Origin of the sequence: Micromonospora sp. DT178, assembly GCF_049841695.1 — a bacterium.
Taxonomy (GTDB): Bacteria; Actinomycetota; Actinomycetes; order Mycobacteriales; family Micromonosporaceae; genus Micromonospora.
Window position 1 is genome coordinate 280575 of sequence record NZ_JBNCKV010000002.1, and the last position, 17461, is coordinate 298035.

The 17461-nt window shown below is 75.7% G+C and carries 16 protein-coding genes and 1 pseudogene; 9 read left to right on the forward strand and 8 right to left on the reverse strand.

The window, feature by feature from the left end:
- Window positions 1-1362 precede the first annotated feature (1362 nt).
- From ACLQ22_RS05075 to ACLQ22_RS05100, 6 genes and pseudogenes are all read left to right on the forward strand, one after another.
- Window positions 1363-3102 (forward strand): annotated as a pseudogene (locus tag ACLQ22_RS05075) (hypothetical protein); the annotation flags it as partial.
- Between the two features lie 38 nt (window positions 3103-3140).
- The gene (locus ACLQ22_RS05080) at window positions 3141-4115 is read left to right on the forward strand and encodes an alpha/beta fold hydrolase (protein ID WP_425691273.1); all 975 of its coding nucleotides are present in this window, start codon (window positions 3141-3143) and stop codon (window positions 4113-4115) included.
- 5 nt (window positions 4116-4120) lie between these two features.
- Complete coding sequence (locus ACLQ22_RS05085) at window positions 4121-5068, forward strand: DUF3152 domain-containing protein (RefSeq protein WP_425691274.1); 948 nt, start codon at window positions 4121-4123, stop codon at window positions 5066-5068.
- 240 nt (window positions 5069-5308) lie between these two features.
- Window positions 5309-6034, forward strand: coding sequence for a DUF3152 domain-containing protein (locus tag ACLQ22_RS05090; protein ID WP_425691275.1), 726 nt, complete (start codon window positions 5309-5311; stop codon window positions 6032-6034).
- 110 nt (window positions 6035-6144) lie between these two features.
- The gene (moeZ, locus tag ACLQ22_RS05095; protein WP_121399931.1) at window positions 6145-7326 is read left to right on the forward strand and encodes an adenylyltransferase/sulfurtransferase MoeZ; all 1182 of its coding nucleotides are present in this window, start codon (window positions 6145-6147) and stop codon (window positions 7324-7326) included.
- 99 nt (window positions 7327-7425) lie between these two features.
- Window positions 7426-8247, forward strand: coding sequence for a prenyltransferase/squalene oxidase repeat-containing protein (locus ACLQ22_RS05100; RefSeq protein WP_425691276.1), 822 nt, complete (start codon window positions 7426-7428; stop codon window positions 8245-8247).
- A gap of 148 nt (window positions 8248-8395) precedes the next feature.
- Here the strand turns inward: ACLQ22_RS05100 and ACLQ22_RS05105 are convergent, their stop codons facing one another.
- From ACLQ22_RS05105 to proB, 8 genes are all read right to left on the reverse strand, one after another.
- Window positions 8396-8911 carry an SUKH-4 family immunity protein gene (locus ACLQ22_RS05105; RefSeq protein WP_366639843.1) on the reverse strand — a complete coding sequence of 172 codons (516 nt, stop codon included), beginning with the start codon at window positions 8909-8911 and terminating at the stop codon, window positions 8396-8398.
- 81 nt (window positions 8912-8992) lie between these two features.
- Window positions 8993-9613 carry a hypothetical protein gene (locus ACLQ22_RS05110; RefSeq protein WP_425691277.1) on the reverse strand — a complete coding sequence of 207 codons (621 nt, stop codon included), beginning with the start codon at window positions 9611-9613 and terminating at the stop codon, window positions 8993-8995.
- Window positions 9610-10227, reverse strand: a complete 618-nt coding sequence (locus ACLQ22_RS05115) for a hypothetical protein (RefSeq protein ID WP_425691278.1) — start codon at window positions 10225-10227, stop codon at window positions 9610-9612. Before ACLQ22_RS05115 ends, ACLQ22_RS05110 begins: the two co-directional genes overlap by 4 nt.
- Window positions 10220-10714 carry a hypothetical protein gene (locus ACLQ22_RS05120; RefSeq protein WP_121399926.1) on the reverse strand — a complete coding sequence of 165 codons (495 nt, stop codon included), beginning with the start codon at window positions 10712-10714 and terminating at the stop codon, window positions 10220-10222. Before ACLQ22_RS05120 ends, ACLQ22_RS05115 begins: the two co-directional genes overlap by 8 nt.
- A 27-nt stretch (window positions 10715-10741) precedes the next feature.
- Window positions 10742-11068: a WXG100 family type VII secretion target gene (locus ACLQ22_RS05125; protein WP_416610538.1), complete on the reverse strand. Its 327-nt coding sequence runs from the start codon at window positions 11066-11068 to the stop codon at window positions 10742-10744.
- A gap of 2 nt (window positions 11069-11070) precedes the next feature.
- The gene (locus ACLQ22_RS05130) at window positions 11071-11469 is read right to left on the reverse strand and encodes a YbaB/EbfC family nucleoid-associated protein (protein ID WP_121399924.1); all 399 of its coding nucleotides are present in this window, start codon (window positions 11467-11469) and stop codon (window positions 11071-11073) included.
- Between the two features lie 128 nt (window positions 11470-11597).
- Window positions 11598-12842 (reverse strand): glutamate-5-semialdehyde dehydrogenase, encoded by a 1245-nt coding sequence (locus tag ACLQ22_RS05135; RefSeq protein WP_425691279.1) that lies wholly within the window; start codon window positions 12840-12842, stop codon window positions 11598-11600.
- Between the two features lie 11 nt (window positions 12843-12853).
- Complete coding sequence (gene proB / locus ACLQ22_RS05140; RefSeq protein ID WP_425691280.1) at window positions 12854-14011, reverse strand: glutamate 5-kinase; 1158 nt, start codon at window positions 14009-14011, stop codon at window positions 12854-12856.
- Between the two features lie 13 nt (window positions 14012-14024).
- On the opposite strand from proB, the gene ACLQ22_RS05145 reads away from it, so the two are divergent.
- From ACLQ22_RS05145 to ACLQ22_RS05155, 3 genes are read left to right on the forward strand one after another with little or no spacing between them, the layout of a single operon-like run.
- Complete coding sequence (locus ACLQ22_RS05145) at window positions 14025-14336, forward strand: MGMT family protein (protein ID WP_132230864.1); 312 nt, start codon at window positions 14025-14027, stop codon at window positions 14334-14336.
- Window positions 14337-14368: 32 nt separating this feature from the next.
- Window positions 14369-15790, forward strand: coding sequence for an MFS transporter (locus ACLQ22_RS05150; RefSeq protein WP_425691281.1), 1422 nt, complete (start codon window positions 14369-14371; stop codon window positions 15788-15790).
- A gap of 27 nt (window positions 15791-15817) precedes the next feature.
- Complete coding sequence (locus ACLQ22_RS05155; protein ID WP_425691282.1) at window positions 15818-17389, forward strand: pyridoxal phosphate-dependent decarboxylase family protein; 1572 nt, start codon at window positions 15818-15820, stop codon at window positions 17387-17389.
- Window positions 17390-17461: the final 72 nt, after the last annotated feature.

Sequence of the window (17461 nt, forward strand, 5' to 3'; positions counted from 1 at the left end):
CCCCCGGCGGCCAGTTGGTCCCGGGGCGGGGAGATCTCCAGCCCTCGCGAGCCGGCCTCGCCGTGGGGTCCGCCCGAGCCGACCCCCGGCTGGGCCGCCTCGTCGCCGCGGCACGGCGACCTGCCGCCACCGCTGCCCGGCCCGCCGGCCGGGGCCGAGCCGCCGGCCCGGGTCAACGGCCACCACGCCAACGGCGTCGACCATGCCGCCGACGACGCGCCGGTCAACCGCCAGGCCCCGGTGAGCGCCCCGCCCGGCATCCTCGGCGAACAGCGCCGCGACCCGGGCAACGACCGGCTGGTCGTGCCCGCACAGCGCCCGGCGCCGCCGGCCGAGCAGCCGCCCCGGACGCAGCACGGGTTCACCGACCCCGAGTCCGGTCCGGCCCGGCGATCCTCCGAGGACCCGTCGGCCGGCCGGCAGAACCGCTGGTCGGAGCCGGGTCTGCCGACGTCGGCGCCCCCTGCCATCCAGGTCCCGCCGGTGGGCACCGCCGCCAGCGGCTTCGAGGTGCCGCCCGGCTTCCACGCGCCGACGGTCGACCGTGCCGCCGCCGACGAGCCCCCGTCGGCCGCCGGCCCGGCGCGCGGCTGGAGCGACCACTACGCGCCGGAGCCGTCGGCCTCCGACCCGCGCCACTTCCCGCCGCCTGCCGAGCGCCCGCCCGCCGAGCGCCCGGTCGATGCCGCGCCCGCCACCGGCGACCGCGCGACCGCCGGCGACCGGGTCGCCGGCGTCGACCGCGCGCTGGGCGCGGACCGCGCCTTCCGCGAGGACCGGGGCGCCGGCCCGGTCGCCGCCGGCCCGCACGACGCGGCGGGGGAGTTCGCCCAGGACCGGGCCTCCGGTGGGCCGGGCCAGGACCGCGCCCCGGGCGGGTCCCGCGCCGAGCGGACGCCGGGCCCCGCCGGCCAGGACCGCACGGCGGGTGGGTTCGACCAGAACCGCACGGCCGGTGGGTTCGACCAGGACCGCACGACGGGCGGGTTCGACCAGGACCGCACGGCGGGTGCCGCCGGGCCCGAGCGGGGCGGGCGTGGCTTCGGCGCGGACCCGGGCGCCGACCGGTCCCCGGTCGCCGAGCCGGCGGCCGGTGCGCAGCACGTTCCGGGCGGCGACCGGGAACCGTCGTCGCGGTCCGAACCGGGCGGCTCGCGACAGTCGGCCGCCGAGTGGCCGCCGAGCACCGAACCGGACTGGACCGGCCCGAACTGGAACCGCCCGAGCTGGGGTGCCGCGTGGGCGCCGCCCTGGTCCCGGGAGGAGGCCGAGCCCGCCGGTCGCCGGTCCCGCGAGGAGCCGGAGCCGGTCGGTCGCCGGTCCCGCGAGGAGCCGGAGCCCGTCGGCCGCCGGTCCCGCGAGGAACAGCCGCCGGCCTGGGCCGGTGAGCCGCAGCGACCGCACGAGCCGTCGCGCGGGGAGGCTCCCCGCCCCTACGACCCGCCCCGCGAGCCCGGCCGCCCCTACGACGTCGCCCAGACCGCGCCGGTGCCCCGGCCGGCGTACGAGCGACCGCCCGCCCCCGTCGACCGGCCCACGGGACCCGAGGCCGAACCGTCGGCCCCGGCCGAGCGACCGGCCTGGGCGTCGGGCGGGTCGGTCCCCGCGCCGGCGGGCGCGCCCCCGCTCGCGTACGCCCCGGAAAGCGCCGCCGCGGCGCCCCGCGCCGAGGACACCCCGGACCGGGGGGTCACCCGGCCGTTCCGGCTCCGGCCGGAGAGCGCGGAGCCGGCCCCGAGGTCTCCGGGCGTTCCGCAGACCGCCGCCGGGCCCGCCGCCGAGGCCGCCACCAGCGGATTCGGGCGGCGTGAGTCCACCCCGTCCGCGCCCGCCCCGGCGAGCGCGCCCCCGTACGCGGCCCGCCGGTCCGCCCCCGAACCGGCACCGACGGCCCAGCCGGCCGCCGTCGACCAGGCGCCGGACCCCGCATCGGCGGTGTTGCCGCAGCGCGTCCCCGCCGAGCCGGACGTGCCCGTCGTGCCGGAGCCGCCAGCCGTGGAGCCACCCGCCGAGACCCCCGAACTCGCCCGCATCGCCACCCATCTGCGCCGCGACGACGAGCCCGCCCCGCTGCGGGAGCGCCCGGAGGGCTTCGACGTCAACGCCATCCTCGACGCCGTCCGCGGCGTGGCCGGCGTCCGGGACGCGGCGCTGCGCCGTACCCCGGCCGGCGCGCACAGCCTGCGGCTCGACCTCGCCGACGGGGCCGACCCGGCCGAGGTGAGTCGGCAGGTCGCCCGCCTGCTCCAGGACCGGATGGGGCTGGCCGCCGCGCCGCAGAACCTGCCCGGCATGCCGGCCGCACCCGCCCCGCCGGTGCGCCGTCGCTCGGCGGAGCCGCGAGGCGCCGACCCCCGGTCGGCGGGCGTCGCGGCACGCCCCGCCGAGCCGTCCTCCGCCGAGCCCCGGGTGCCCGGCGGCAGGGCGCCCGGCAGCCCGTCGGAGGCCGCCGCGATCCGCGCCGAACAGCGTCCCGAGGCGACGCCCGAGACCCCGCGCCGGCGCCGGCAACCCGTCGCCCCGCACCGGGGCCGGGCCACGGTGGAGGAGCCCGGCTCGGTCTCCGCCGCCCCGGCCGGGACTCCGTCCGGTGCCCCGGCGACCGTCGGCACGTCGTACTCCGGTGGGCAGGTGACGACGACGGAGACGGCGCCGTCCCGGCCGCTGGACACCGGCGGCGCGGTGGGTCCCCGGGTGGTGATCGACCACGTCCAGGTGAGCACCTTCGGGCTCGACGCCACCGTGGAGGTACGCCTGCTCGCCGGTGGGGAGACCGCCGCCGGCTACTCGACCGGGCCGGCCGTCGACGGGTACGTGCTGCGGCTCTGCGCGGTGGCCGCGGCGGCGGCGGTGGACGAGCTGCTGCGCGGGGGCGAGCCCGGCCCCGACGCCGGCCCCGACCGTGGGCGCTGCTTCGTCGAGCACGCCGCCGTGGTGCCCTTCGGCAACTGCGACGTGGCCACGGTCGTGGTGCTGCTGGTCTGCGACGGCTGGGTGGAGCAGCTCGTCGGCTCCGCACTGGTCGCCGGTGACCCCCGGCAGGCGGTCGTCCGGGCCACGCTGGCCGCGGTCAACCGCCGACTCGAGGCGCTGCTGGCCTGAGCGCTGCCGGTCGTTGCGGCCCCGGGCAGACTGGAGTCATGAAGCGCGCCACCCTCCGGCCGGACCACCTCCTTCCCGAGCACTCCGTCCCACCGCCCTGGCCGGGGCGGGAGGTACGCCTCGACGGCACGGTGACGTACGTCCGGGACACTCCGGCCACCGCGCCCGGCGCGGAGCCGGCGCTCTACGTGCACGGGCTCGGTGGTTCGTCGCAGAACTGGACCGACCTGGCGTACCTGCTCGCCGACCACCTCGACGGGCAGGCCATCGACCTGCCGGGGTTCGGCCGCAGCGAGCCGGGTCGCCGGTACACCGTCCCGGCCTTCGCCGACCGGGTGATCCGCTGGATCGAACACTCCGACCGGGGACCGGTGCACCTGTTCGGCAACTCGCTGGGCGGGGCCATCTCGGTGCAGGTGGCGGGGACGCGGCCGGACCTGGTCCGGAGCCTGACCCTGATCTCGCCGGCGCTGCCGTTCCTGGACTTCCGGCGCTCGTTGCAGGGCCGGATGCTGCCGCTGCTGGCGATCCCCCGGGGCGAGCGCCTCGCCGCCTGGCGGCTGGCCCAGATCGCGCCCGAGGTGATGGCCCAGCAGGTGATGGAGTCCTGCGTCGCCGACCTCAGCCGGATCTGCGACCAGCGCCGTCAGGAGGCGCTGGAGGAGATCCGGGTGCGGCACGAGGCCGCGCACCACGCCGCCGCGTACGTCCGGACGTTCCGGGGACTGGTCTCCAGCTTCCTGCGGTCGTACCTGCCGGGGTCGGGGTCGCTGTGGCGGCTCGCCGCGACGGTCGAGGCGCCCACCCTGGTCGTCGGCGGGCAAGCCGACCGGCTGGTGGACGTGCGGGTGGCCCCGCAGACGGCCCGCGTCGTCCCGGACAGCCGGCTGCTGATGCTCGACGGGGTCGGCCACGTGGCGCAACTGGAGGTGCCGCGCCTGGTGGCCCGGGCCGTGCTGGGCCTGCTCACCGAGACGGGGGACACCGCCCGGCGGTCCGACATGGCAGGCTGACCGGGATGTCCCCCGCCCGTCACCCCACCCCGTCCCGCCGTGCCCCCGCCCCCGCCGAGGGCCGCCGCCGTGCCCCCGCCGGGGCGCCGCCCCGGGACGGCGGCGTGGACCTGACCCGCCCGCGGCACCGCCGTCCGGCGCGTCGGCGTCTCGTGGAACTGGTCGCGCTGGTGCTCGCGGTCGGCGCGGCGGTGGCGGTGATCGCCGACCGGCGGGGCGCCGACGTCGGCGCGGAGACGCTCACCGCCGAGGAGTTGCCTCCCGCGCCGATGCTCGCGCCGGGGGCGGCCTCGCCGCTGCCGTCGTCGCCCGCCGCGTCGCCCTCGGCCGTCGAGCCCCCGCCGGCCGTGCTCCGGCTGCCCGGGCCGGTGCCGTCGGCGGGCCGGGGCAGCTTCGGCTACGACGACCGGGTCGGCCCGGTGCTGGGCGACGCGGGCACGCTGCGCCGCTACCGGGTCGCCGTGGAGTCGGGCGCCGGCGAGGACGCGGGCGAGTTCGCCGCCGCCGTCGAGCGGGCGCTCGCCGGGCCGGGGAGCTGGGTCGACGGCGGGCTGCGGTTGCAGCAGGTACGCGCCGCCTCCCGGCACGACTTCACGGTCTACCTCGCCACGGCGAAGACGGCGGGCCGGCTGTGTGCCGCCGGAGGGGTGGACATCCGGGTGGGCGGGCGGCCCTACACGTCGTGCCGGGCGCCCGGGAAGGTGATCATCAACCTGGACCGCTGGCGGCTCTCGGTGCCGCACTACGTCAGCGCGAAGGTGCCGCTCTCGGTCTACCGGACGTACGTGGTGAACCACGAGGTCGGGCACCAGTTGGGGCACCGGCACGAGCGCTGCCCCGGCAGGGGCCGGGTGGCGCCGGTGATGATGCAGCAGACGCTCTTCCTCAACGGCTGCGTGGCGAACCCGTGGCCGTACCGCGACGGTCGCCGGTACGCGGGCCCACGGCTCTGACCGGCGGCGATCGGGCGCCGGGCGCGGGCCGGGAGGAACGGCCCGAAGCCGCCCCCGGGGGACGAGCGGGGTTCGCGTTTTTCGCGGCGTAATGCCCGATTAGTGTGGGACGCTCGACTCATGACGTCGTCGTCCCCTTCCGACCCGCCTGGCCCGGCACGCCGCCCGACGCCGACCCGGCCGTCGTCACCCGTGCCGGCGCGGTGGTGGCGTCCGCCGGCCCCGCTCCGGGACCGGCGGGTGGTGGGGCTCGGCGTGACCCTGCTGCTCGCGGCGACCGCCGCCGTGACGCTGACCCGGGCCGGCGACCGCGCGACCGTGCCGACCTCGGGCGACGGAAACCGGACGTCGTACGCGGCGGGGGCGGACAAGCCCGCACGGCCGCCCGCCTACCCCCGCACGGGTACGGGCGACTTCACCGCCGCGCCCGGCGACTCCCCGGTGCGGGGCACCGACGGGCCGGTCCGGTACTACCGGGTGGCCGTGGAGCAGGGCACCGGCCAGGACGTCGCCGCCTTCGCCGCCACCGTGGACGAGGTGCTGGGCGATCCCCGCAGCTGGATCGCCTCGGAGGAGCTGCGGCTGCGGCGGGTGGCGGAGGCGGCCGACGCCGACTTCACCGTCTACCTCGCCACCCCGGGCACCTCGGAGCGGATGTGCGCCGAGGGCGGGCTGAGCACCGAGGGCTACACCTCCTGCCAACTCCCGGGGCAGGTGATCATCAACCTGGCGCGCTGGCTGGAGGCGGTCCCCGACTACGGGGCGCCGCTGGAGATCTACCGCGCCTACGTGGTCAACCACGAGGTGGGCCACGAGCTGGGCGAGGTGCACCAGGCCTGCCCGGGCCCCGGCGAGCCGGCCCCGGTGATGCAGCAGCAGACGTACGGGCTGGACGGCTGCGCCGCCAACGCCTGGCCGTACGTCGACGGCTCGCGCTACGACGGCGAGGTCGTTCCCGGCACCTGAGTTATTCCCCTTCCCGCAGTTCGGGCGACGTGTCGCTCCTCATGGCCGATCGAGGTCGGTGCGAGCGACAATGGCTCGGTTCGCCTTCAGCCGATCCCGGGGAGTCCACCGTGTCGTTGCCCCCGCTCGTCGAGCCCGCCGCCGAGCTGACCGTTGACGAGATCCGCCGCTACTCGCGCCACCTGATCATCCCGGACGTCGGGGTCGAGGGGCAGAAGCGGCTGAAGAACGCCCGGGTGCTCTGTGTCGGCGCCGGCGGCCTCGGCTCGCCGGCCCTGATGTACCTCGCCGCCGCCGGGGTCGGCACGCTCGGCATCATCGACTTCGACACCGTCGACGAGTCCAACCTCCAGCGCCAGATCATCCACGGCGTCTCCGACGTCGGCCGTTCCAAGGCCGAGTCGGCCGCGTCCTCGATCCGCGAGATCAACCCGCTGGTGAACGTCGAGATCCACAACACGGCGCTGGACCGGGAGAACGTGCGGGACATCTTCTCCCGCTACGACCTGATCGTCGACGGCACCGACAACTTCGCCACCCGTTACATGGTCAACGACGCGGCGGTGCTGCTCGGCAAGCCGTACGTCTGGGGGTCGATCTACCGCTTCGACGGCCAGGCGTCGGTGTTCTGGGCCGAGCACGGCCCCTGCTACCGCTGCCTCTACCCGGAGCCCCCGCCGCCCGGCATGGTCCCCTCCTGCGCCGAGGGCGGCGTGCTCGGCGTGCTCTGCGCGTCGATCGGCTCCATCCAGGTCAACGAGGCGATCAAGCTGCTCGCCGGCATCGGGGAGCCGCTGGTCGGCCGGCTGATGGTCTACGACGCCCTGGAGATGGAGTACCGCAAGATCAAGGTCCGCAAGGACCCGAACTGTGTGCTCTGCGGCGAGAACCCCACGGTCACCGACCTGCTGGAGGACTACGAGGACTTCTGCGGCGCGGTGTCGGTGGAGGCCCAGGAGGCGGTGGTCGACGCGACCATCACCGCGCTGGAGCTCAAGGAGTGGCAGGACGCCGGCAAGGACATCTTCCTCGTCGACGTCCGCGAGCCGGCCGAGTACGAGATCGTCCGGATCCCCGGCGCGACGCTGATCCCCAAGGGCGAGATCATCTCGGGCGAGGCGCTCGCAAAGCTGCCGCAGGACCGGCAGATCGTGCTGCACTGCAAGTCCGGGGTCCGCTCGGCGGAGGCGCTCGCCGCGCTCAAGGCGGCCGGCTTCCGCGACGCGGTGCACGTGCAGGGCGGCGTGCTCTCCTGGATCAAGCAGATCGACCCGTCGCTGCCGGCGTACTGACCGTGCCGTCGGCCGAGGTCGCGGCGGGCCGTCCCGACCCCCGCGACCTCGGCCGATTCGCCGAGGCGCGATCACGTTTGCGCAGGTAGCGTTGCCGCCGTGGTCGACATCGATGCGGCGGTCGGGTTCGTCGTGGCACACGGGGACGCGGTGGACCGCGCCCGTCTGTCGCGGCTGCGCACCGGCGCGCCGCCACCTCCCGAACTGCTCGACGCCGCCGAGGTCGGCCAGGCGCCCGACGGCGGCTGGCCGGCGACGCTGGGCGGGGACATCTCCTCCGTGGACGCCACCTGTTTCCGCCTGTCCGAGCTGGACGATCTGGGCGCGCTCGGTCGTCCGGCCGCCCGCCGGGCCCTGGACTGGCTGGCCGCACGGCAGTTGCCCGACGGCGGCTGGGCGGAGGACCCGGCGCTGGCCGACGTCGCCCCCGAGTGGGCCCGGCCGGGCGACCCCGAGGCGGGGTTCCACCTGACCGCGAACGCCGGGTTCTGGCTGACCGTCGCCGGCCTGGACGCGCGGGCGGCCGGACCGCTCGACCACCGCGTCGGCGGCGCGTACGCGGGCGTCGTGCACGCCGCCGCGCAGTCGCTCGTCGCTCGGCTGCGCCCGGACGGCGGCTGGCCGTCCTTCCTGCCCGCCGGCTGGCTCAGCGCGGCGGTCCTGCACCGGCAGGACATGTTCCACGAGGCGGCGCGGATCCAGGTGATCCTCGCGGAGCGGGTGCCGGAGATGTCTCCCGGCGACGTGGCCTGGCTGGCCGCGACGCTACGCCGCGTCGGCATCGACGGGCAGGACTGGCTGCTGGGGCGGGCGCGGCGGCGGCTGGCCGAGACCCAACGCAGCGACGGCGGGTGGCCCAGCGACGACGGGCACCAGTTCGACGTGCACACCACGCTGAGCGCGATCCGGGCCTGCCGCTGAGCCTCCTCGATCCGTCAGCCGTCGCCGTCGGCCCGGGTCGCCGCAGGTGGCGTACGTCGGCGTCGCCGGCCCGCTGGCGCACGTCGGCGTCTTCGGCGCGGACGCCCGGAGCGCACTCCCCGTCAGCCGCGCGCCGGACCGGCCGGCCTCACTTGAGCTGGCTGATCACCAGCGGCCACCAGGCGTCCGGGGCGAACGCGGCGCGGTCGATGCTCTCCAGGACGGTGCGCAGCGTCTCCGCCCGCTCGGCCCGGCCCGGCTTGCCCTCGTCGGCCTCCACGAAGAGCGCGAACTGGTAGAGGAACTCGACGAAGGTGCGGAAGTTGGTGTTGACGGCCTGGACGTCCTGCTGCTCCAGGTCGAACTGGAGGATCTCGCCGGTCCTCGGGTCGAGCACGTAGAGCAGGTCGGGGTTGTCGGCGACCGCGCCCACCACGATCAGCCGGATGTCCAGCGAGCCGTCCTCGGTGCTGAGCTGGATCGTGTCGAACAGCTCGATGTCGCCTTCGAGGAACGCGGTGTAGACGACCGCCACGTCGAGCGGGATCTCGTCGCCGGCGGGCAGCATGTCGGGGTCGAATCCCCCCTCCAGCCACGCCTCGCGCGGGTACGGGATGAGCTCGTCCTCGTTCCACAGTGAGCGGAACCGGGGGTCAGCGGCCATCGTTGGTCCTTCGCGTCTCGGGTGTGGACGGTGTGCGGGCGCCGCGGGTGGCGGCGCCGGGACGCCGGGTGCGCAGCGGCGTCAGGACGACAGGTCGGCGGCGATCAGCAGGCGCCGCCAGTTGTCGGCGTACTCACCGGCGTGCGGGCCCTTGCGGAGCCGCTGGTCCCGGACGCCGGGCCCGAGGACGACGGCGACCAGCTCCGGGTAGGCGGGACCGAGCACGTGCTCGTCGAAGAACGTGGCCACGTCGGGCGCGACGACGGTGAACTCCACGTCCTCGTCGGGGTGCTCGTACTGGAAGACGTAGTCGTCCGGCTCCATCCAGTAGACGTCGAGATCCTCGGTGTCGAGGCGGATCGGCGCCCCCGCCCCGATCTCGCCGCGCAGCCGGGGCGGGATGCTGTGCACCTCGTGGCCGACCGCGAGCGGGCTGCCCATCGGATCGTCCTCGTCCACCGTGCGGGCCGCCCAGGCCGCCGGGCTGCGGATCTCCTCGGGCGTCTCGAACCGGAAGTTGTCGCCGGCCAGCCGGCCGAAGAGCGCGTAGACCTCGGCCACGCCGGGCAGGTCGGGGATCGGCTCCAGCGGGGTCGGCTCGCCGATGACCACGCCGAAGCCGCGCTCGGCCTCCAGGCGCCGCAGCAGCGCGAGCTTCTCCCGGATGCGGTCGAGGCGCGTCGGGTCCTGCGGGCCGGTCACGGGATCACCTTCACGATGACCGGGGTGCCCTCGGGAACGTCCCGCAGCGCGACGGAGATGTCGCTGCCGAGCTGGCGATTCGTCCAGGCGTCCATCGGCCTGAGGTTATCGTACGTGTCCGTTCCGTCCAGTTGCAGCTCCTGGATGTGGTCGGGGTCGTAACCCTGGCCGCGGGCGGTGATCGGCCCCTTGCCCGCGTAGAGGCGCTCAACCACGTTCTTGTTGGCCAGGTACTTGTTCGTCTCCGGGGTGCCCATGTCCTGGGTGAGGCGGCCGTCCTTGGTCAGGTTGCGGATCATCCGGTCCCGGTAGACGTTGGTGCGGGTGCGTCGCTTGCCCGTGGCGGGGTCGTAGACCTTGTTGCTGTCCCGGTCCGACGGCGCCTTCTTCAGCGCCCCGTCCTGGCCGAGCCGTTGCAGGTCGCGGGCCTTGCGGTCGAAGTCCCGCCTGTCGAAGTCCGGCCGGTTCTTCAGCACCAGCACCGCCGGGCCCTTCGGCTTCGTGCCGGCCGACTTGGCGGTGCGGAAGACGTCGGCGTTCTCCAAATAGGCCGAGACGACGCGGGCGCCCTTGGCCTGCGTCTGCCGAGGCGGGCTGGTCCGCTTCCTAGCCATTGAGCACCGTCTCGACGGCCATGCCGATGAGCTGGTCGATGATGAGACCGGTGATCATCTTGAAGATCGGGATCTGGAGGAGGGACGCCCCGAAGGTGACCGCCGCCGTCACGATGGCCTGCGCGATCTGGATCGCCAGCAGGGCCAGTTGGACGATCACCTGGATCTTCAGGGCCAGCACCACGCCCGCCGCGACCATCAGCCCGACGCCGATGACGGTGGCCGGGCGGGCGACGTCGGCGACGTTGCGGGCGGCCGACTCCTTGTCGTTCCACTCGCCGGCGAATGCGGTGAAGCTCTCGCCCCGGTTGTTGTCGAGCACCGTGCGCGCCGCCGACTCCAGCTGCGCGACCGAGCCGGAGATCTGCCCGGCCATGCCGGTCCACTCCCCGGCGAGCTGGAAGATCGCCGTCTCGTCCGACTGGGGCCACTCGTAGCCGAGCATCGAGAGCAGGGAGGCGAGCTCACCCGGGAGCGTCAGACCCACCGCGACTCCTTTCGTAGGTCGGGCGGCTCAGCCGCCCAGCGAGCCGAGGATCGAGCGGAAGGACGCGGCCGCGTTCTCCTCGGCGGCGCGGTAGCCGTCGGCCATCCCGCGTAGGCCGTCGACGTAGCTCTCCAGCTCGGTGATGTTGGTGCCGAGGCACTCGGCCAGCGCGTCCACGCACGCCTGGTGGGCGACGCCCAGCAGCGACCCGATGTCGTCGCCGCCGAAGGCCGCGGCGTAGCCGCCGACCGCCGCCTGGAAGCTCTCGAAGACCTGGCGGACGGACTCCTTGGCCTGCTCCAGCTCGTCCGCGCCGCGACCCAGCGCGTCGATGTCGACGTCGAGGCTCTCCACGCTCAGCTCCCGTGCAGTTTCCGCATTGTCTCGCTGACGGCCTGGCTGATCTCCCGCATCTGCCGCAGGCCCTGGTCCTGGAGGCGTTCGATGGTGGCGGTCATCGCGGCGAGGTCGGGCATCGGTTCGCTGGCGGCCACCCCGTCGTCCTGACCGTCGAGCGCGGCGTTGACCGCCTGGCGTAGCTCGGCGGCGAGGTATTCCGAGCCCTCCCGGAGCACCCGCGGGTCGATGTCGACGGCGCTGACCCGGCCGTCGGTGCCGAGCGTGACCCGGATCCGGCCGTCGGCGGCCTCGGCCACCGACTCCGAACGCTCGCGGGGTGCGGCGGCGCCACCCACCTCGCGCAGCGCGGCCCGCGCCTGCGCCAGTTGCTGTTCCAGGGCACTCTCGCCCAGCATGCCGCCTCCCCAAGACAAGCCGTGCCGAACCCGACCCAGACTAGCGGTCACCCGCAATCCGGCGGTGGCCCCGCCGCCCGGCGGTGACGCCTCCGGCCGTCCGGGCACATGCGAGGGTCGGGGGAGGGTCAGCCGCGCAGGTGGCCGTTCCCGGTCACCACGTACTTGGTGGAGGTCAGCTCGGGCAGGCCCATCGGGCCGCGGGCGTGCAGCTTCTGCGTGGAGATGCCGATCTCGGCGCCGAAGCCGAACTCGCCCCCGTCGGTGAACCGGGTCGAGGCGTTGACCATCACGGCCGCCGCGTCCACCCGGGCCACGAACTCCCGGGCGGCGGTGGTCGAGTCGGTGACGATCGCCTCGGTGTGCCCGGTGCCGTACCGCCGGATGTGCGCGACCGCCGCGTCGAGCGAGTCGACGACGGCGACCGAGATGTCGGCCGAGAGGTACTCGGTGGCGAAGTCCTCGTCGGTGGCGGGTCGCACCGCGGCCGAGTGGGCGGCGACCCGGTCGTCGCCGTGCACGGTGACGCCGGCCTCGGCGAAGGCGGCCAGCATCGGCGGCAGGAAGGCGTCGGCGACCGCCGCGTGCACGAGCAGCGACTCGGCGGTGTTGCAGGTGGAGAGCCGCTGGGTCTTCGCGTTCAGCGCGATGGCGACGGCCTTCGACAGGTCGGCGGCGGCGTCGACGTAGACGTGGCAGTTGCCCACGCCGGTCTCGATCACCGGCACGGTGGACTCCTCCACCACGGTGCGGATCAGGGACGCGCCGCCGCGCGGGATCAGCACGTCGACCAGGCCCCGGGCGCGCATCAGCTCCTTGACCGAGTCGCGGCTGGTGGCGTCGAGCAGTTGCACCGCGTCCGCCGGCAGGCCCGCGTCGCCCACCGCGTCCCGCAGCACGGCGACCAGGGCGGCGTTGGAGTTGGCCGCCGACGAGGAGCCGCGCAGCAGCGCCGCGTTGCCGGACTTCAGGCAGATGCCGGCGGCGTCGACCGTCACGTTCGGCCGCGCCTCGTAGATGATGCCCACCACGCCGAACGGCACCCGGATCTGGCGCAGCTCCAGCCCGTTGGGCAGGGTCGAGCCCCGGACCACCTCGCCCACCGGGTCCGGCAGCGCGGCCATCTGCCGCAGCGCGTCGGCGATGCCGGCCACCCGCCCCGCGTCGAGGGCCAGCCGGTCCAGCACGGCCTCGCTCAGCCCGGCCTCGCGCCCGGCCGCCAGGTCCGTCGCGTTCGCGGCCAGGATCTCCGGCGTACGCGCCACCAGCGCGTCGGCCATCGCCACCAGCGCGGCGTCCTTGGTCGTACGCGTGGCGACGGCCAGCGCCTCCGCCGCCGTACGCGCCCGTCGGGCCTGTTCGCTCACGCTCATCGCCGCACTCCTCACAGCAGTACGAGGTCGTCGCGGTGGACGACCTCCCGTTCGTACGCCGGGCCGAGCGCCGCGGCGAGTTCCGTGGTGGACCGGCCGAGCAGCCCGGGCAGCTCGACCGCGTCGTAGTTGACCAGTCCCCGGGCGACCGGCGCGCCCTCGACGTCCACCAGGTCGACCGGGTCGCCGGCGGTGAACGCCCCGTCCACGGCCGTGATCCCGGCGGGCAGCAGCGACTTGCGCCGGCCCACCACCGCCGCGACCGCGCCCGGGTCGAGGTGCAGCCGCCCCCGGGGGGTGGTGGCGTGGGCCAGCCAGAAGAGCCGGGCCGTCGGGCGGCGGCGGCTCGGGTGGAACAGGGTGCCGACGGGCTCGCCGGCCAGCACCGGGGCGGCCAGGGGCGCGGCGGTCAGCACCACCGGGATGCCGAATCCGGTCGCGATCCGGGCCGCCTCCACCTTCGTCACCATGCCGCCGGTGCCCACGCCGGCCCGGCCGGCGCCGCCGATGTCGATCCCGGTCAGGTCCCGCTCGTCGAGCACCTCGCTGATCCGGCTGGAGCCCGGGCGGGTGGGGTCGCCGGTCCAGAGGGCGTCCACGTCGGAGAGGAGCACCAGCAGGTCGGCGTGGACCAGGGCGGCGACGAGGGCGGCCAGCCGGTCGTTGTCGCCGAACCGGATCTCCTCGGTCGCGACCGTGTCGTTCTCGTTGACGATCGGCACCGCCCGCAGGTCGAGCAGCTTGCGCAGGGTGCGGTACGCGTTGCGGTAGTGCGCCCGCCGGGTCACGTCGTCGACGGTGAGCAGGACCTGCCCGACGGTGAGCCCGTGCCGGGCGAAGGCGGCGGCGTACCGGCCGATCAGCAGGCCCTGCCCGACGCTGGCGGCGGCCTGCTGGGTGGCCAGGTCGCGCGGGCGCCGGGACAGCCCCAGCGGCGCGAGGCCGGCCGCGATCGCGCCGGAGCTGACCAGCACGACCTCCCGGCCCTCGGCGGCGAGCGCGCCCAGGGTGCCGACGAGCGCGTCGACCCGCCCGTCGTCCAGCCCACCTTCGGCGGTGGTCAACGAGGAGGAACCGATCTTGACGACGACCCGCCGGGCCGCCGTGACCATGTCGCGCACCCGCCCATTCTGCGTGGTCGGTGCGGGCGGGCCCCGGCGCGTTCTCATATCGTGGCCGGTCGTGAGACCTGACGAGTACGTCGAGGCGGTGCTGGAGCTCGTCGAGCGGATCCCGCCGGGCCGGGTGATGTCGTACGGGGCGGTGGCCGACGCGCTGGCCGAGCGCTCGGGGCGGGCGTCGGCGCGGCTGGTCGGCTCGATCATGGCCCGGCACGGCGGGGGCGTGCCCTGGCACCGGGTGGTGAACGCCGCCGGCCGCCTGCCGCCCGGCCACGAGCGGGAGGCGCGGGCCCGGCTGCGCGCCGAGGGGACGCCGCTGCGCGGCGACGGGGTGGACATGAGGGCGAGCTGGTCCCCCGAGGAGGGGATGTGACCCGTGCCATAACGTGAGTAACATTCGGCGTCATGGACGCGCCCTCGGGTGGAGCTGCTCCGGTCGCTGGCGTGCTGCCGCGCCGGGTGCACGCCGGTTATGCGCTCGGATCGCTGGCCACGGGCGCGTTCGGCACCGTGCCCGGCCTGCTCCTGCTGCCCTACCTGACCGACACCCTCGGCGTCGCGGCGGGCGCGGCGGCCCTGCTGGTGCTCCTGCCGAAGGCGTGGGACGTGCTGGTCAACCCGGTCGCCGGCCGGATCTCCGACCGCACCCGGTCGCGCTGGGGCGCCCGCCGGCCGTACCTGCTGGGCGCCGGGCTCGCCCTCGGCGTGCTCTTCGCCGCCATCTTCGCCGCGCCGTTCGGCGCCGGGTCGGCCGCCGGGGCGTACGTGGCGGTGGCCTTCCTCGCCACCGCCACCGCGTTCGCCTTCTTCCAGGTGCCGTACGTGGCGATGCCGGCGGAGCTGACCGGCGACTACGCCGAACGTACCCGGCTGATGAGCTGGCGGATCGCGGTGCTGGCGCTGGCCATCCTGGTCTCCGGCGCGGTGGCCCCGCTGGTGCGCGACGCCGGCGGGGGAGGCGTCCCCGGGCACCGCTGGATGGGGCTCTTCGTCGCCGCTCTGATCGTGCTCGGCGCGCTCGGCGCGTTCCTCGGCACCCGCTCCGCGCCCGCCGGCACGGTGGGGGAGAGCGAGCCGACGCTGCGCGCCCAGCTCGCCGTCGCCGCCCGCAACCGACCGTTCCGGGCGCTGCTGGTCTGCTTCGTGGTGCAGTCCGCCGGGGTGGCCACCGTCCTCGCCGGGGTCAACTACTTCGCCGACCAGATCTTGGGCGATCCCAAGGGCGGGCCGACCGTCCTGTTCGCCTGCTTCGTCGGGCCCGCGCTGCTGGTGATGCCGCTCTGGACCCGGGTCGGTGCGCGGGTCGGCAAGCTCGCCGCCCTGGTCGCCGCCTCGCTGATCTTCGCGGTGGGGGCGCTGGCCCTGGTCGCCGCCCCGGTGCTGCCCCCGCTCGCGGTCTACCTGCTGGTCGCGCTGATCGGCGTCGGCTACGCGGGGCAGCAGGTGTTCGCCCTCGCCATGCTCCCGGACTGCATCGCGTACGACACGGCGCGCACCGGCCGGCGGCAGGCCGGCGTCTTCACCGGGCTCTGGACGGCCGGGGAGACCTTCGGGCTGGCCCTCGGACCGGGCATCTTCGGACTGGTGCTCCAGCTCAGCGGCTACGTCTCCTCCGACACCGGCACGGCGGCCATCCAGTCCGACACCGCCCGGCTGGGCATCCTGATCGGCTTCACCGTCCTCCCCGCACTCCTGGTGGGCCTGGCGGTCCTCGCCCTGCGCCCCTACGACCTGACCCCGGCCCGTCTGGCCGCCGCCGAGGCCGACCCGACCGCCCGTACCCACCCCGCCGATCATGCGGTTGTGGTGGGGGACGAAAGCCGCTGAACCCCATGGAAAGGGCACCACGACTCCATGATCGACGACGAAGCTGACCGGCGGGCGCTGCCCGGCAACGGGCTGCCCGCCGAGCGGGTGCTGGCGGAGGTGTCGGCGCTGCGGGACGCCGACCGGCCCACGCACGGGGGGCGGCTGTTCGCGTACGTCTACGACCCGGCGGTGCCGGGGCTGGACGAGCTGGCCGCCGCCGCGTACGCCGGCAGCGCCCACGTCAACGGGCTCGACCCGACCGCCTTCCCGTCGCTGCTGGCGATGGAGAACGCGCTGGTCGGTGCGGCCGCCCGGCTGCTCGGCGGCGGCCCCGGCAGCGCCGCGCCGGACGTCGTCGGCAGCGTCACCAGCGGCGGCACGGAGTCGCTGATCCTCGCCGTCAAGGCCGCCCGGGACGCCCACCCGGAGATCGCGGCGCCCCGGATCGTGGTGCCGGCCAGCGCGCACGCCGCGTTCGCCAAGGCGGCGCACTATTTGCGGGTCGCCGTGGACACGGTGCCCGTGTCGGCGCTGACGCTCCGTCCGGCCGCCGCCGACGTGGCCGCCGCCATCGGACCGGAGACCGTGCTGGTGGCCTGCTCCGCCCCCTCGTACGCGCACGGCGTGGTCGACCCGGTCGCCGAGATCGCCGGAGCGGCGGCCGCCGCCGGGGTGCGCTGCCACGTGGACGCGTGCTTCGGGGGTTGGACGCTGCCGTACCTGCGCCGCCTCGGGGCGGACGTGCCGCCGTTCGACTTCGCGGTCGCGGGGGTCACCTCGATCTCGGTGGACCTGCACAAGTACGCGTACGCGCCGAAGGGCGTGTCGGTGCTGCTGCACCGCGACCCGGCGCTGCGCGCCCCGCAGTACTTCGCGTACGCGGACTGGCCCGGCTACACGATGGTCAACCCGGTCATCGCCTCCACCCGCTCCGGTGGGCCGATCGCCGCCGCGTACGCCACCCTGCGGCACCTCGGCGACGACGGGTACCTGCGGCTCGCGGCAACCACGCGGGACGCCGTCGCCGGCCTGGCCGACGCCGTCCGCGCGGTCGACGGGCTGCGGCTGATGGCCGAGCCGGAGTCGACAGTCGTCTGCTTCACCGCCACCGATCCGGGCCTCGACCTCTTCGTCCTGGTCGACGAGCTGGCCGCCCGGGGCTGGCACACCCAGCCCCAGCTGTCGTACGCCGACCTGCCGCCGAGCGTGCACCTGACGGTGACCGCGGCGGTGGCGCCGCGGGTGGCCGAGTTCGGCCCGGACCTGGCCGACGCCGTGGCCGCCACCCGGACCGCCGGGCCGGTGACGCTCCCCGCCGAGCTGCTCGCCCTCGCGACCACGCTCACCCCCGACGCGCTCACCCCGGACCTGGTCGCGGGCCTGGCCGCCGGCCTGGGCCTGACCGGCCCCACCCCCGCAGACGCGGCCAATTCCGCCGCCGTGGCCGGTTCCGCCGGAGCGGCCGGTCCCGCCGGTTCCGACGACGCCGCCGGTCCCGTGGGTTCGCCGCCGGGGCGGATGGCGGTGGTGAACACCCTGCTCGACGCCGCGCCGCCGGCGCTGCGGGAACGCCTGCTGGTGGAGTTCGTCGGCCTGCTGCAACGTCCCACCTGGTAGCGGCGGCGGCCACCCCCCCCCGGGGGCGCCCCCCCCCCCGGACCACGACACCCCGCCCCACGCCCGGGAGGT